This window comes from Parabacteroides sp. Y3-G-102 (genome assembly GCF_023656845.1).
Lineage (GTDB): Bacteria > Bacteroidota > Bacteroidia > Bacteroidales > Tannerellaceae > Parabacteroides > Parabacteroides distasonis.
The window spans coordinates 13,800-30,552 of the sequence record NZ_JAMOKU010000015.1; the positions used below are offsets into that span (position 1 = coordinate 13,800).

Annotated in this window: 9 protein-coding genes; 1 reads left to right on the forward strand and 8 read right to left on the reverse strand. The window is 41.8% G+C overall.

Translation table 11 applies throughout. From position 1 onward, the window contains the following. Nucleotides 1-22 precede the first annotated feature (22 nt). The 8 genes from NBH16_RS09245 to NBH16_RS09280 all read right to left on the reverse strand — a co-directional run bounded on the left by NBH16_RS09245 (nucleotide 23) and on the right by NBH16_RS09280 (nucleotide 15,822). Nucleotides 23-1,756: a PD-(D/E)XK nuclease domain-containing ATP-binding protein gene (locus NBH16_RS09245; protein ID WP_057326572.1), complete on the reverse strand. Its 1,734-nt coding sequence runs from the start codon at nucleotides 1,754-1,756 to the stop codon at nucleotides 23-25. Between the two features lie 672 nt (nucleotides 1,757-2,428). Continuing rightward, nucleotides 2,429-2,845 (reverse strand): hypothetical protein, encoded by a 417-nt coding sequence (locus NBH16_RS09250; protein ID WP_147342801.1) that lies wholly within the window; start codon nucleotides 2,843-2,845, stop codon nucleotides 2,429-2,431. 55 nt (nucleotides 2,846-2,900) lie between these two features. After that, the gene (locus tag NBH16_RS09255; RefSeq protein ID WP_057326570.1) at nucleotides 2,901-4,466 is read right to left on the reverse strand and encodes a RagB/SusD family nutrient uptake outer membrane protein; all 1,566 of its coding nucleotides are present in this window, start codon (nucleotides 4,464-4,466) and stop codon (nucleotides 2,901-2,903) included. A 21-nt stretch (nucleotides 4,467-4,487) separates the two neighbouring features. After that, on the reverse strand, nucleotides 4,488-7,466 hold the full coding sequence (locus NBH16_RS09260) for a SusC/RagA family TonB-linked outer membrane protein (protein WP_057326569.1): 2,979 nt from the start codon (nucleotides 7,464-7,466) through the stop codon (nucleotides 4,488-4,490). Nucleotides 7,467-7,876: 410 nt separating this feature from the next. Next, nucleotides 7,877-9,877 carry a fructose-1,6-bisphosphatase gene (locus tag NBH16_RS09265; RefSeq protein WP_005859099.1) on the reverse strand — a complete coding sequence of 667 codons (2,001 nt, stop codon included), beginning with the start codon at nucleotides 9,875-9,877 and terminating at the stop codon, nucleotides 7,877-7,879. 38 nt (nucleotides 9,878-9,915) lie between these two features. Continuing rightward, the gene (locus tag NBH16_RS09270) at nucleotides 9,916-11,424 is read right to left on the reverse strand and encodes a TolB family protein (protein WP_034531564.1); all 1,509 of its coding nucleotides are present in this window, start codon (nucleotides 11,422-11,424) and stop codon (nucleotides 9,916-9,918) included. Nucleotides 11,425-11,427: 3 nt separating this feature from the next. Then, the gene (locus tag NBH16_RS09275; protein WP_044544879.1) at nucleotides 11,428-13,182 is read right to left on the reverse strand and encodes a DUF6057 family protein; all 1,755 of its coding nucleotides are present in this window, start codon (nucleotides 13,180-13,182) and stop codon (nucleotides 11,428-11,430) included. 165 nt (nucleotides 13,183-13,347) lie between these two features. Further along, nucleotides 13,348-15,822, reverse strand: coding sequence for an outer membrane beta-barrel family protein (locus tag NBH16_RS09280; protein ID WP_196008572.1), 2,475 nt, complete (start codon nucleotides 15,820-15,822; stop codon nucleotides 13,348-13,350). A gap of 247 nt (nucleotides 15,823-16,069) precedes the next feature. Between NBH16_RS09280 and NBH16_RS09285 the strand changes: the two genes are divergently transcribed. After that, nucleotides 16,070-16,711, forward strand: coding sequence for a SagB/ThcOx family dehydrogenase (locus tag NBH16_RS09285; RefSeq protein ID WP_196008571.1), 642 nt, complete (start codon nucleotides 16,070-16,072; stop codon nucleotides 16,709-16,711). The last annotated feature ends 42 nt before the right edge of the window (nucleotides 16,712-16,753 follow it).

Below are 16,753 nucleotides of genomic sequence, written 5' to 3' on the forward strand. Positions count from 1 at the left end.
TATACAAAAAAGCGGAGTTATGTTATACTTCCTCGCAACGTACTAAGTCCCACCCACGGAATTGCAACAACAAACGATGCAGAGTTGTTCCTTCCGACAAACAGCGTACTATCTTATCTTCGCTATACTGCAGTAATTGGTTTCGTCCCTCCAACGCTTGAACCTCCAGTTCGGCATCAGTTGCCGTACGAGTCGCATATTTCAATTCCAAGATATAGCTATGCTTCACGTCCGGATAGCGCTTCTTATCGGGTAAAAGGAAAAAGTCACAATACCCATAGTTCATTTCCAGTTCCGGCTCCACCAAATAATAGGAGGCAAGAGCAAGATAGGCTTTCAGAAAACCTTGCAGGTTCCGCTCGCCTTCCATCGCGTCACGCACGGCTGAATTTTCACGATACGCCTGAGCTACGCTCTCAAAGAAAGGCTTCCAACGGCCATCGTAAGCCATGTCGGTCAACATCACATTCAAATAATGCAAATCAATAGAACTATATTTTTGGTAATAGTCACGAAGAAAACCGAAATATTGCTCTCGTACACAATTATTCGGTATACTCATTTTAATCAAATCTCCCCGTGTACCACACATCGTAAGCAAACCATAATAATAAAGTAGACTACGGAAATTATCTATATCCGTTATTCGCTCAGCGGGGAAAGAAGTATGCAAATCCACGAAGATATCTCCCTCCGCAGCAATCTTTTCGATGGTACTCATACGATCTCCCTCTTGTACGGAGTCGCGATCAATACGTGCCAGCATCTTCAGCTTACTATAGTCCGTTCGGATATTCTTATCGACCATTTCTTCTGGGGCACGATGAAAATCAACTTGCCAACGTAAATAATATAAAGTCATATCACAATTGAAAACCCGATCGTCATCCAAGCTCTTTCTTGCGAAACAGTAATTGTCATACCAAGGCTTCATCTCCGCAATCATTGCCTCAACGTCCCCATTGAGCATATCGTTTTGCTGATAATAATGAAACATCTCACGAACTTCTGTTTCGTCAAAGCCCATCATAGCATTAAAACGAGGATCTACCGAGATATTCCAATCTATATTATATCCACTCGACAAATCATCCAACGTCACAGGGCTTACCCCCATCATGAATATACGGTCAAACATTCCCTTGAATTGCTTGAAATACTCCCGGTAGAAACCACTGGCGTGAGTCAAGTCATGAAACATTTGCTGCCCATGCTCACTCAAAATCACATTGGTAAAGTTGTCGTACTCATCTATAATGAGATACAATGGATATCCCTTTTCCTTCGCTTTTATTTCTATGTAAGCCAATTTAGACTTGGCACTTTCAATATTTTTGACGGTCTCCTTAAAATCCGCGTCATAAAAAGCAGCGTACACATGCGCGAACTGATTAATGATTAAGCTGCAATAATCATTGAAACTTGTCATCAAGTCCGCTCCCGGCATCGAACAGCCCGCTTTAGAGAAATCGAAATAAAGTACCTGATACTTATTCCTTTCACCGGTTGGATGCGTACCAATCCAGAGATCTCCAAAATATGCATCAAAATCATCCTGACGCAATATATCATAATACGTACGCATCATGCTAAGGAATACGCTCTTGCCGAACCGTCTCGGACGGATCAGGAAAAGATAGCTAGGCATCTTCTCGATAAGCGGAAGGTACATCGTTTTATCCACGAAATAGAAATTACCATTCCTTATTCGATTGAAATCTGATATTCCGTAAGGAATTCCTTTCACTTGACTCATATACTGGATAACTTTTATACTTGTTGTAGGCAAAGTTAGTCTATTCCTTGCAATAAGCACTAATATTTAGAAAAAAGAGCAACCACAATGTTTGCAAATGTATTTATTCAAGTTTAGTTCACAAACGAATGCGTCTGTCTGTTGTTTTGGTTCGATAAAACTCGATCAAGTCATTCATTTCAATATTTTGCTTACAGTTCCATTCTCTCAAAAGGAGATGCTTTGGTCGTTGAGAAGCACACTATTTTTGGCTATTGAAGTGAATAACTAACGGCTTGTCGAGTGAATAACTAACGGCTATACCTAGCCGTTAGCTTACGGCTTGGGAAGTGAATAACTAATCACTTGGAAAGCCTTTTACGAGTGACTTAATCAACTGTATACCAGACATATTTCACAAACACATTTTACGACTCAACTAGCTCTTCTACTAAATTAAAGAAGAACCAGAAAATGTAGGTATAGTCAGTCAAAATAAAGCTAGCTTCTTTAAAAGAGCATAACAAATCGCAACACGGACACAAGAACTTGAAGAAATATATCAACTAGTATAAAAATGAGCCCGATAGAATACCGAGCCCATTAAAAATATAGAATGTTTAATTTAACCCCCAATCTATCGGGTTCACTTTTATGAGACAACCTCTTATTTATGCATCTAATTTACTAATATCAAAAAGAGGGCAAAAAGGCTATATGAAAAGTCTCATTCTGCCCTGTTGCCGGACAATAGCCACTTACATCAATACTCGTTCCAATTATACTACTAAATCCTGTACCTGCGCAATTCAAGGTTACATGATTATTTGAAGAACCTATAATCAAGTCCTTAATAGTTGATGTAAATGTATAGGAGGTAAGTACTGGAGAAGTAATATAAACAGAAATCGCCGTTGTTCCTGCAGGAATATGCAAATTACTTCCAATTGAGAAAGTAGAAGATCCGGTAGACGCCTCATACCAACCTTCCACATTGTAAATCACACGAGCCTCATCTACTATATTAACAACAGGATCAACTGGTTTTACTGCAAACGCAACTAACGTACAAGCGAAGGAAGCTAACGCAAAATAAATTACCTTTTTCATAATATTTAATTTTAATGATCTTAGATGAAGCTTACGCCTCATCTAAGATTCCTGTTTAGAAACTTGCATAACCCGGATTCTGAACCAAGTTTGGATTGGTTTGCCATGCGTCTTGAGAAACAGGGAATATTTTTAAATAATCATCTGTTTTTCTTTCACAATTGGATTCAGTCCACATTCCTTTAGTAAAACAGCCAAAACGAATATCATCCTGACGAGAAAAACCTTCCCAAGCCAACTCTAAACGGCGCTCCAATTGGACCTCCTTCAACGTTATGGTTGAATAATTATGGGTGTTATTTCCATAAGCACGTTCACGAATAGCATTGACTAAATTTGTCGCTTCAGCAACACTACCTCCACTACGAAGCAAAGCTTCTGCTTTCATTAAATAAATATCCGCTAAACGAAATAGATGGAAATCGTTCTCCATTGCCGTAGATAAAGATTTCTCATACGTCCATTTTTGACAACGAGCTCCTTGGTCTTGATAAACAGCTCCCCACTTAGTTCCATCCAATTCAGAACCCGGAATAATACTAATATCTACAGTATAATCCAGCGGGCGATTCTCGTCTGTAATAATTTTTTCCCCGGTTGAGATATCATACTGTTGGCCGATTAAATAAGTACCTTCATAACGAGGATCATCCTCATTGAATAATTTAACATAGTCTGGCTGAGCACAAATGCCATTCCAAACACTAATACTAGCTCCTAGAGCCAAACCTTGCTTATAATGCAACGTACGTCTATAAAGAACATTTTGATCCTCTGTATCTGTACTTGAATAAGACGCCGCAAAGATAGCTTCTTTAGAAGTATTATTATTGGGATCAAAGTTTGTTTTCCAATTAGGCTCCAATATGTATGGCATTGCCATTACCTTATCGCAGTATTCTATAACTTTACTGTTAGCATTCTCGGAGATATTAACACCCCAAGCCTCCGCATTTTGGTACATCTTAGCTAAAATCGTATAAGCTGTCCCTTTAGTAAAAGTTCCATATTTTTTTGTATCGTAATCAGGAGCTTCTGTAGCTAAAGCATTCAACTCTGTTATCAGCCAATCAAATACCTCTTGACGAGATTTGCAAGTTGGTAATTCCTTATCATTATAATCAACAACCAATGGAATATTTCCAAAGAAATCCATCATTGAATAAATCCAGAAAGCCCGGACCCCACGAATTTCCGCAACTTTAGATGTTTTCTCCGCATCACTCAATAAAGTTGAATTTTTCAAAACCTCGATTGTCGCATTACACGTACCAATACATTCCGAACCTATACTCCAACAACTTTTTACACAACTAGTATTCGCAGTCCATGTATGCATATAAACTTCACGGTACTGTCCCCCATCATACCAGTCACCTCCATTACGAGTTACGTTCACTGTTGACGAACCAGAATTTTCTGCGAGGATCATATAGTCTCCGGAATATTTTTTTAACGTATTATAAACCGTACCAACCAAGGCGTTAATTTCAGTAGTTGTATTGCCAAAATTTTCAGCAGGTAGTTTATCGTATACTTCCTCGTCCAAATTCATACAGGACGGCATAGAACATAGTAAAGCCGCACCAGTAAGAAATGATAATATAGTTTTTCGTTTCATAATATATTTTCCTTATTTTTATTAGAATGTTAAGTTAACACCAAATGTAAATGAGCGAGATTTCGGCATGTAATCACGAGGTTCAATACCCGGAGACAAGCCAGCATCATCATCACTTGCCTGACCACGGAACAGTTCTACCTCAGGATCCAATCCTTTGTAACCTGTAATCACGAATAAATTCTGGGCGGCAACATAAATACGTGCTTTGTCTAACCAGTCAATCTTTTTAGTATTAAATGTGTATCCGATAGACATATTATCCAAACGAGCGAATGAGCCATTTTCTACATAATAAGAACATACACGAGAGTTCTCACGCAATTTATAAGTAAGTTCATCATTCATCGCATTTGCACCGCTCAAATAAGTATTATTCGCATAGGCTGCACGTGGATTATCCAAAACCTTATTACCGATTGTTCCACGTATAAAGAAACTAGCATCCCAATTTTTCCATGAGAACGAGTTATTCCATCCGAATGTCAAATCAGGTTGAGCGTCACCTACATATGTACGGTCATCATCCGTTATCTGTCCATCACCATTGATATCTTCGATGATATACTTACCATTCTCATCAATACCATCACATTTCAGCATAAAGAACTGACCTACCGGGCGACCTTCTTCAATTACATGCGAAGTCACACCCGAAGCACCTCTGATCCAAGGATCTCCTGTATAAATACGGCTTGTTGAATACAAGTCATTAGACAGCTTCGTGATCTTGTTCTTGTTATGAGATAGATTAATAGAAGTATTCCAATTGAAAGTCTTATTACGAATAACATCCAAATTCAACATAACTTCAATACCCTTATTGCTCATGTCACCCACATTCGCTTGAATTGTACTATATACGTACGTTGGAGTAGGTACTTTATAACGATACAACATATCAGAAGTTTTCTTGTCATAGTATTCTATCGTACCACCAAGACGTCCATTAAATAATTGAAAATCGATACCAACATTAAACATCGCAGTAGACTCCCATTTCAAGTCAGGATTAGCGTTCTGTGAAACCCTAAATGCGGTCAATTGAGAGCCATCACTATAGTATGTACCTTTTGCCTCGTAAAGCTCAATTGATTTATAAGGTTGTAAGCCATCTTGATTTCCTGTTATACCATAACCTGCACGTAATTTCAAATCCGTAAGCCAATTAACATCTTGCATAAAAGCTTCCTCTGAAATACCCCAAGCTGCGGAAACTGAAGGGAATGTACCCCATTTGTTATTAGCTCCAAACTTAGAGGAGCCATCTCGGCGAACTGTCGCTGTAATCATATAACGCTCTTTATAACTATAATGGGCACGAGCAAACATAGAGATCAATTTATAATCATTTTTATCAGACTTTACATTACCTACATCCAATTTATTGCCTGTTTGCAAATTATTAGCACCCATTGAACTAACAGCGAAGTCTAAGACCTTTGCCTCATGACTAGAGTACTGATTATCCTCCCATGAATAACCTATAATCGCATCAATTTTATGTTGTTCTTCCGAACCAAAAGCTTTATTATAATTCAAAGTCCACTCCATTAATTCGCGGTTCCATGCTCTTGAACGCCGAATAGCCAAACCATTACCAGCATCAACACCAATACGGTTAGCAGGATCCTGCCATTCACTATAATCATTAGAGAAACGACTTTTATATAAATTAGCCTTAACATTCAATCCATCAATAATATCAAACTGAAGATCTCCCTGACCATAAAAATACACATTACTATTCTTTTTATAGTTCTGATCCTGGTTCTGTACAGGGTTACCTTGATCATAACCATCATTACGAATAAAGTAAGAACCATCTTCATTAAACGGAGCCAAAACTGGAGACATATTATATGCGTAAATAAAGTTTGTTTGGAACGGCATTTGCATGTCTGTCAATGTTGCAGCACCGGTTAAACCAATACGCAAACGGTCATTAATAGCGCGTTGTTGGAACTGGAAACGGAAACTATGGCGTTTCATCCAGTTATCACGAACAATACCAGTACGATCCAAATAAGTATAAGACGCACGATAATTATTCTTTGAACCTCCACCGGACATTGAAATAGAATGATTTTGCGAAACTCCTGTACGAAGAACTTCATCAAACCAATCAGTGTCATTATTATAGCCATCGAATACACTTATATCCTTACCTAGCTCTTTATTTAGCGCTTTCCATTCAGAAGCATTTAACATATCAGGTTTGTTAGCTACCATATCCATGGTCACATAACCATCATAGTTGATCTGTGTTTTAGATCCGGAGCCTCTCTTAGTCGTAATCAAAATAACACCACCGGCCGCACGAGAACCGTAGATTGCCGCAGAAGAGGCATCCTTCAATACGGAGATAGACTCGATATCCGTAGGAGATACAGTGGACATATCACCACCCGGAACACCATCGATCACGATCATTGGGCCTTGGTCATTCTGCAAGGTTGATGTACCACGTAAACGGATTTGGGAGCTACGGGTCACGTCGCCCGAGCCAGATGTAATCGTCAAACCGGCTACCTTACCTTGCAACAAATCGGACGCATCACGAGTAATACCTTTATTAAAATTCTCCTCCGAAACATTTGCTACAGATCCTGTAATTTCCTTACGAGTCTGCGTACCGTAACCGATAGCGACAACCTCGCCTAAGTTTACCACAGAAGGAGCCAATTTAACTTCAACAGTCTTACGTCCTTTAACCCCTTCCTCTAAAGTGTTATAACCAATAAATGAAAATTGAAGAACGGCTTTTTTCAAGTCGTTAAGCGTAAGCGTGTAATTACCGTCAATATCGGTAATCGTACCATTGGTAGTACCCTTTTCCACGATGTTCGCACCGATGATGGGTTCACCAAGTTCATCTAGAACTTTTCCTTTAACAGCGCCAGATTGGGCAAAGGCCGCTGTCATGCAAAGAGACATCAACACTGAAAGTATCGCTACCTTACAGCGTCTGAAAGAATCAAAAGTTTTCTTTCGTTGCATAATTACTTAATTTTTAGGTTAACAATCATTGAATTCACAAACACAATTGAGAATTTTCGAGGCAAATATAACTTATTTTTTTAAAATAAGCCATGTTTATATAAAAAACATTACCGCAATTCTGCATGTTTCATTAAATCAATTGATTTGTTTAGGTGTTCAACATGTGATACTCAGATGCAACCAAGCATACTTCAATGATACCATATCCTTATTTTCTACAAGAACAATAGCGAACTTATCATGAATCAACAAAATAGGAAAAATGTCGTTCTAGGCAATAGTTCTAGATGGACTATCGTTAAACTGAAACAACACGTCAAACTATGTCTAAATTCCTAAAAAGAAAAGAGGTCTGATAAGCTCAGGCCTCTTTCATCTTATATTTAGCAAGAAAAATCGTAAGGAATCTATCTTTCCATCCTCTCCTTCTCCTTTATCAACCCATTCCGATACGCATAAAGCAGTTTCTCCAAGTCCTTGATCTGGCTTTGAAGATCCGCACCCTTATCCGTATCTTTCACCATCTGGCGATGGGAGCTTAATTCTACCACGATCGTAGTGGATTTGATATCCAAGCCTTCCTCGATCGCTTTCGCCCGGGATTCGAAGGGTTCGTGTTGCACAAGCTGGAAACCACGGGAGTGATATACTAATGTATAGCCCGCGATACCGGTTTCCAAATGATACGGACGGGAGAAACCGCCATCGATTACCAGCATCTTGCCATTCGCCTTGATGGGATTCTCACCTTGATTGGAACGGACAGGGACATGTCCGTTGATGATATGCCGATGCATACCGGTCACCCCAAACTCATCCAATATCTTATCACAAATTTCCTCTTGCTCTCGTAACGTATAATAAGCGCCTTTTTCCTCCTTATGAGTCTCGGCCTCTTCGATAAAGGCACGCTCGAAAGTAGCCATCTTGCTTTTATCGAATAACGGAGAGTCCTTGCCGCCCCAAAGATACCAGATATAATCATGCGCATATTCCACTTCTTCCTGCTCCCCGGTCTTGAAATAAGCCGTACGGATCAGTTGGTCTACACGGTCCAACAAAGCACGGCCCTTATAATCCTGCCCCAAGATACGTACTGACTTAAACGTCCCATCCGGATTCATCGGGATAGAGGCATGAAACAGTAAATTGGAATTACAAACCTGATACATTCCCCCATGCCGGAAGAAACAACGCATATGCTTTTTCATCTTCTCGCTGCTCTCAAAAGAATGCAAGATCTTTCGGATCAAATCCTCCTCCTCAATAGAAAGACGATACGGATCTTTCGGGTCTAAAGTAGGCCAGTTAGTATCTTTAAGCGTATAATCCTTTCCATCGATATGAACCACTCCCCGCTTCAGATCGATATGGTGCAACAACATCCGGTCATCCATCTCAAACTCCGGACGACGGCGGATGATCTCACCCTCCAGCTTGAACTGGATGATGGTGATCGCCTTGTGCATCTGGGCGATCAAACGGGTGGTCTTCTCATCCATTGCATTATCGGCGAACTTTGTTTTCGGCATGAATAACGCACAAGGATCATCCCCGTACGCCTCCATCGCGAAAGTGGCCAACGGCAAAAGATTGATGCCATATCCATCTTCTAAGGTAGCCATATTACCAAAGCGTAAACACATACGAATCACGTTGGCGATACTTACCAAATTACCGGAAGCGGCTCCCATCCATAAGATATCATGATTACCCCATTGAACATCGAAATTATGGTAATCGCAAAGGATATCCATGATCAGATGAGCGCCCGGACCCCGATCGTAAATATCGCCGATGATATGTAACAGGTCGATTGTCAACCGTTGGATCAAGTTACACATAGCGATAATGAAATCGTCCGCACGTCCCGTGGAGATGATCGTACAAATAATCTGATCCACATAAGCGGATTTATTCGGCTCTACGGAAGACTCGTGCAATAACTCCTGAATAATATAGGAGAACTCCTTGGGTAAAGCCTTACGTACTTTCGAACGGGTGTATTTGGAGGACACGTTCCGGCAAACACGTACCAATTGATTCAAGGTCACTTGGTACCAATCTTCCAGATCTTGCTCTTGACTCTTGATCAGTTCCAGCTTATCCTCTGGATAATAAATCAAGGAACAAAGCTCCTTCTTCTCGGATTCCCGGAGCGTATTACTGAAAATCTCGTTCACCTTGCGCTTTACGGCACCGGAAGCGTTTCTCAGCACATGGCTAAAGGCTTGATCCTCGCCATGTAAATCACTCAAGAAGTGCTCCGTACCCTTCGGTAGGTTCAAGATCGCTTCCAGATTAATGATCTCCGTACTGGCATCCGCGATCGTCGGGAAACTCCGTGCCAACAATTGCAAATACCGTAAATCATTTTGTACAGATTCGGCTATAATATCTTTTGTCATCTTATCTCTTATTTATACGCGAATATAAATAGATCCGGTCATTTAAACCGAACCTGCTCCGGTTTATTTTTCTCGGCTACTTGCTGGATCTCATAGGGGCTGACCTCTACGGCGCCTTTCGTCAATTCCGGAATATTGTAGGAATACAACTGATAGTCATACTTATCCGGATCTTCTTGAGGCAATAAGAACGGTTTCGAAGGCTTACCGTCTTTCCCTATATAACAAATATAAGGTAAAGTATATAAACCGTTATCCCGGCGGCTACTAAATACGACCCAATCACTATTACTACTCCAAGAATGATAGCTATCCGTATCCGGGCTATTCAACGCAGACATATCCATCGCTGTCCGATTCTCCAAATCCATCATCCGGATCTCCGCATCCGGGTGCCAAATAGGGAACTGCCCATAAGCGGTTTCCGTGTACATCAGGAAACGCCCATCGGGAGAGATACGGGGAAATGTATAGCTCAAGCTATCCGCATGTACCAACGTATCGATCGGGAAGCTGATCTCGCCACGATCCGGATCGAACGCGACACGGCAGAGATTATAACGTACCTTATCATAATTCTCCGGCATCTTCTGGGCCGGGGCCGTACAGAAATAAAGCCATTTACCATCCGGAGAGAACGCGGGGAAAGTCTCGAATGCATCTTTTGTGATCAATGAGGCTTTCGAAAGGATTTCTTTGTTTTTCACGTCATACACCACCACATCGGACTCCAAGTCGAACACTTCCATCTTTTTCTCTTTCACGGAATGGAAAAACTGTTTGATATCATTTACCGATGTGGTGATATAGCGCCCGGAAGGATGCCAGAAAGGATACGTCATATTACTGATCGTCCCATTCGTTTTCGTATTCAATTTACTGATTTTCTTGTCTTGGACAATATAAGTTCCCCCATTCGCCGCACGCATATGGAACATCATCTGCCCCGGATCTCCCATACAGAACGAATGGCAGTTCATACAATTATAGCCGGTCATATCGTTACGGATAATCGGCTGTTCGTCAAACGACTCCAAATTCCGCTGATAAATACCCACAATATGCCATTTCTCGTATCCCGGCTCTATCAAACGGTATACTAAATGAGAGTCGATCGCTTGATCACTGATATAGACAGAGAATGGTGCCCATTTAGTCCACTCATCACCTATCTTCGTGGCGATCGTAACAAAAAAGGCTTTTCCACGGTTCGCACGTGTCAAGCGAATCCAATCCTTCATCTTAAAACGGATCGTATTTGTCCCATGATATTCAAATACTTCCGACTCACTACCTTCTATTTTCGCATAGCATTCATCCGCTGGTACATTTATCCGGAAATTCAACGGAGCTATATTATAAGGTATAGTCGTCCCTTTATAATCCGGAAAAATAGGAGGCGGGGACATACGTTCGTTCGTGACATTCGTAATGCCTTCCGGATGCAAGGACCAAAAGCCTAAATATACGACTATAGTGAGAACTTGTATTATTAGATATCCGATCACAAAATTTCGGACGATCTTTCTTTTCTTTGTATTATCCATGTATTATTGTCGTTTAGGAGTCGGGATAAATTGAGCGTAATAATAATAGGTATCACCAAACTGTTGCTTCAAGGCTGCCGGCGGCATAGAGCGTGCCACTTTCATGAATTGCAGGAAGCGATTCTGCACCTCCTGACTGATCGGGAAGCTCCGGAACGCCTCCGGATCTTTCTGTACGGCCGCGAAGAACAAGCAAATAGCTTCTTGATAAAGCACCGGGAATGCCTCACCCCGTTCTTTCATCAATTCCATATAATGCATAAAAGTCATCAAATCCTTATAAACCAAAAGATATCCCATCCCATATTCGAAAGCCGGACGGTTATCGGCATGATCGTCGATCAAAAAAGCCAATGCGTTCGGAAAGATCAAGGTCAGGTCCAAAGGATTATCGGTAATCGGAAGCATCGCCCGTTTTGCCGCTATCCAATCTTCCGACGCACAAGCCACGGAGTCCAATAATGGACGTTGAGCGGTTGCCCAATCCCGGTAATGCGGGTTCGATTCCAGTATCTTGATATATTTCTCCGCCGCACGATATTCGCCGGTTACCAGATAAGTCTCCACCAAACGCTTCATCAAACGAGGTTGCACGCAACGTTGTGAACTTAATACCCCCACAAAGGCGAAACGTTGGGCGGCGTTCACTTGCCCGACTTGCCAAGCCACCTCACTCGCCTCGATCAATCCCATCCGGCTTTTCGGATCGTGCGGAATAAAACCACCCTCACCGATCTGGGGGAAACGCATCAAATCGGAAGTAAAACGTCCGGTTTTCGACAAAGCCAAATTCAGATAAATCAAGGCATCCATATCCCGCACAGAATGCGCACGAGCGTGCGAGACAATCTTCTGCCATTCTCCCAGCCGTGCATAGTAATCATACCGATAGGCCTGCTCCATCGGATCTTTCTTATAGAGAATCCCGGCGACCATCGCTATCAAAAGAAAAACGTAAGAAACGATTCGTTTCCAAGATTCCTTACGGATGAAAACCCGGCTCCTTACATAATAAAGAATGAAAGCGATCAAAGGATACGCAAGCATGATATATCCTAAAGAATTAGGTATCGGATATTCGGGATGGCATAGATGTTTGCTGAAAAAAGCTTCCCGCATCGGAAGAATATAAACCGTACGCATGGCGATCAACGGTAGCAAACCTCCCCAAGCGATAGCGATAATGGCTACTCCAAAACGAGCCTTATCCTCTTTAGCACAACACTCATAAACCGCGATCAATAAGGCCAACAATAAATTAGCGGGTGCCGCAAAAAAATAAGAGCCCCCCAAAAACAAGAAGCCAAAGAGATAACGAAGCCAATCAATCTTGATTGAAGTATACAAATACGCAAGAACCTGCACGAAAGCGAGCATCGTCAACAAGGCGATTGACTCCTGCGGATAGATCCAAATTAAAAAAGAGGGAAGAATAGCCGCCAACATAGAGGCACGCACCCCACAAGCTTTTAAGTAAAGGAAAAAACAGCCGGAGATCAGTCCTAATAATAAAGCGATCACTACCGAAGCCCCATAAGGATGGATAAACGCAAGCGATAAGAACTCAGTCACATATTCATTCAATCCACCCGGTTCGGCCAATCGGTCTTGGAAATAACTACCGGTAGTCTGAAACATCATATACTGCTCCAGAAAACGATACCAATACCGAAAATTCAACTCTATGAATAGGAAACTACCTATAATAAAAAGGAATAGTATAATGGTATTATTGTTAACAAATAGTCTATTCTTCATTCTCCAACTGTTTTTCGGATCGTAAAGATAGAAAGTATATAGAAGACGGCAAAAGAAAAAGTTTAATTATTATATTGAACACGGAATACACGAAACACACGGACTGATACTATATACCTCAGTGTATCGCTGTGTGTTCCGTGTGTTCCGTGTTCAATCCTGTACTTACATCTGCTGCTCGCCGCCGCCAGAGCCGCCGCTCTTCACATCATCGTTATTGATACCGCGTTTTACTTTCTTGATAGCATCTTTCAAGGTACCGAAACGATAGGATACGCTAACTTGTAACATGCGCATCGTTCGGTAATTGGTCTCACGGCGGAAGAACGTATCGTCTGAAGAAGTGTTTTCCATCTTCATTCGTTTCCAGAACGGGTTCTGGAAAGACAACTGAACCGAGAGCTTTTTCTTCAAGAAATCCTTATTTACGGAGATTCCCGTAAAATAGAATGGAGAACGTTTACCCTGCAACTGAATCCAAGGAGAGAAATATCCTCCATGCAAGTTCAAGCGAAAATCCATCGGGAAATTAAACTGCGTACCGGCGAATATACGTCCGCTGAAACCACTGTTCGCCATATCATTCATATCGCTCTTCAAATCCGTATAATCCACACCTCCATTCATATAAATACGGAACAAAGGAACCGGGTTCCAATTTGCGTATACGAACAAGCCCGTAGATTGTTTCTTTCCTATATTACCATAAGTAGTCTGGAAAATACCCGGGTTCTTCGGATCGATAAAGGTATATTGCTCGATCGAATTATTCACGAACGTATAAGTAGCGCTCGCGTTAATGCTGAATTTCTGGGCGAACATACTATAGTTCAAGTTAATATTATTACTTTTCTCAGAGTCCAGATTCGGGTTGCCGAAGGATATATTCTGCGGATCCGCATTGTTTACATAAGGATTCAAATACCAGATACCCGGACGCTGGATACGCATATTATATCCCAAGCGAAGCTGTTGCGCCATGCTCAGTTGATAAGAGATCGTAGCGTTTGGCACCACGTCGAAATAATGGGTGTCAAAATTCATATCGGGAGCCATCTCGTATTTCACATCCAAAGAAGTTCCTTCCGCACGGACACCCGCTTTCACGCCAAACTTATCAAACTTCATCGAATAGCCCAGATAAGCGGAATAGATATGTTGGGTATGACGGAAATGGCTATCCTTGGAAGTAACATCTTCCCATATATTCAGCGAATCGTTGAAAGCGGTACGATCTGTATTACTCCGGCTCTGGCGGAATATGTATTTCGCGCCAACCTCCAAGGTCTGGTCCTTCCATGTAGGAGTCGTATAATCCACCTGTCCGGTGTGCTCATTCGTAGAAGCCTTATTGATATTATTTTGCGGATAGCCGAGCCAAGGATTGTAATTCACGACATTCTCTAATTCCGTATAATCCTTACTATCATTCGGAGAATGGCTGAAACGGTAAGAGACCGTCAGCAACTCATCTTTCTTATGGGTAGAGTGCTGGTAATCCACGTTCACGTCCGTAGAACCAAATGTCTCTGTCGTTTCCGAGTTACGGTTATAACTGTAGACCGGATTATGATTGATATCCTGCATATTCACGTTATACTCCGAGAAACTTTTCATCTCGCCACGGAATAAGTTCGCGCCAACGGTCAATAGATTCAAAGAGTCGATCTCATAACTTCCCTCCAAATAACCGAATTGGAACGGTCCACGGCTCTTTCTACGTCCATTTTGTGTCAAGAAGTGTTCCCCGTCATTTTGCAAATCTTCCCGTACGGAGTTAGCGTCATTCCATGGGTCCCGCTCCCGATTATAGTTATAGTTGGCGGTAAGTCCTAATTTTCCGGCTTTTAGAGATACATAACCACCACCGCCGACACGCCCCAACGAACTACCGTTCACACGAACCGTACCAGTATATCCTTGTAAAGCATTTTTCGTTGTAATGATATTAATAATACCACCGATACCCTCGGCGTCATACTTAGCGCCCGGGTCTGTGATCACCTCTATGTTTTTCACGGAATTGGCCGGCATACTCTTTAATACCTCAGCAGGATTATTACTCAACAGGTTAGAGGGTTTACCATTCATGTAGATCTTGAAGTTCGTGGAGCCTTTCAATTGGATTTGGTCATCTCCGTCCACGGTTACCATCGGTACCTTGCGCAGCATTTCCAATGTATTGTTTGTCTGTGCCTCCGGATCATCTTCCAAGCTATAGGTAAGTTTATCGATCTCAGCCTTCACCAAAGGTTTCTGCGCCGTAACCGTCACTTCCCCCAGCCGCTGGTTATCCTCCTGCATATATAACTTACCCAAATCCAAGTTCCTCTGTTTATCCGAGATCGTAAATATTTTCTCGGCAGGAGTTTTTCCTATAGATTGCATAGAGATGATATATTTGCCGGCACTGCTTAAAGGTGTCTGAAACTTACCATCCACATCACACGCTAAAAGCTTGACCGGCTTATCGGGGGTCTTCGCAAAAGCAATTCTCAACGTCGCATAGGGTACGGACTCGTTACTCAGCGAATCTAACACCTGTCCCTTAATTGAATAGGAACCGGTTTTATCAGCCTGCGCATACAGAGGAAGCGCAAGGAACAGTACCCAAAATAAGGTAAATAATTTCTCTTTCATACGTTCATCTATCACTATAAAAATAATACATTTTACTGCAAATTACACTATTTACGATTTCATCGTACAAATAAAGTCATTAATAATGTTCATATTTCCTTTTTCTTCTAAAGAAGTCTGAAAAAAGAGTATTTTTTCATATATAGACGGACATCAAGTAAAACAGGTTGCACAATAATCCTAGGAATCTTTGAGAAAACGAATATATTGTTATTTTTGCATTCGTAATTCTTTAAAATACAATGTCATGAGAACTATCTTTTGTGTATTAGCCACTTTGATGTTGGGTTTGACGAGTCTGCAAGCCCAAAGTTTAAAAGCCATTAAGTTAAACGCTCCCGACAAGACCCGAGGCGCTTCGGTGATGAAAGCCTTGGCAGATCGTCATTCCGAGCGTGAGTTCGCCAACAAGAAACTCAGCCTACAAGATCTTTCCGATTTGATGTGGGCCGCTATCGGTATCAACCGGGAGGATGGGAAACGTACCGCCGCTTCCGCCTTGAATAAGCAAGATGTGGATGTCTACGTATTGATGGAAGAGGGCGCTTATCTGTATGATCCGAAAGCCCATCAACTGAACCCGGTAGCGGAAGGCGATCACCGTCCACTGATCGGAGGAAAGCAAACCTCCGTGAACTCAGCTCCCGCTTGTCTATTGATGGTTTCTGATATTTCTAAGTTCGGCAACGTGGGCACACCGCAAATGCGCGAGCGCTTTGGAGCGTTAGACGCAGGATTGGTCTCTCAAAACATCGCCTTGTTCTGTTCCGGATGTGGTTTGGTTACGGTTCCCCGAGGTAGCATGGAGGCTGATGCTTTGAAAAAAGTGTTGAAGCTATCCGACTCCCAAATCCCAATGATTAATCATCCCGTGGGTTACGCTAAATAACAGGGGTATCCCCATCGCCTCACGGCAGTAGTCCCATAAGCC

Excerpts from the sequence above, each read along its gene's own strand:
- NBH16_RS09245 (WP_057326572.1), bottom strand. The coding sequence starts at position 1,756 with ATGAGTCAAGTGAAAGGAATTCCTTACGGAATATCAGATTTCAATCGA.
- NBH16_RS09250 (WP_147342801.1), bottom strand. The coding sequence starts at position 2,845 with ATGAAAAAGGTAATTTATTTTGCGTTAGCTTCCTTCGCTTGTACGTTA.
- NBH16_RS09255 (WP_057326570.1), bottom strand. The coding sequence starts at position 4,466 with ATGAAACGAAAAACTATATTATCATTTCTTACTGGTGCGGCTTTACTA.
- NBH16_RS09260 (WP_057326569.1), bottom strand. The coding sequence starts at position 7,466 with ATGCAACGAAAGAAAACTTTTGATTCTTTCAGACGCTGTAAGGTAGCG.
- NBH16_RS09265 (WP_005859099.1), bottom strand. The coding sequence starts at position 9,877 with ATGACAAAAGATATTATAGCCGAATCTGTACAAAATGATTTACGGTAT.
- NBH16_RS09270 (WP_034531564.1), bottom strand. The coding sequence starts at position 11,424 with ATGGATAATACAAAGAAAAGAAAGATCGTCCGAAATTTTGTGATCGGA.
- NBH16_RS09275 (WP_044544879.1), bottom strand. The coding sequence starts at position 13,182 with ATGAAGAATAGACTATTTGTTAACAATAATACCATTATACTATTCCTT.
- NBH16_RS09280 (WP_196008572.1), bottom strand. The coding sequence starts at position 15,822 with ATGAAAGAGAAATTATTTACCTTATTTTGGGTACTGTTCCTTGCGCTT.
- NBH16_RS09285 (WP_196008571.1), top strand. The coding sequence starts at position 16,070 with ATGAGAACTATCTTTTGTGTATTAGCCACTTTGATGTTGGGTTTGACG.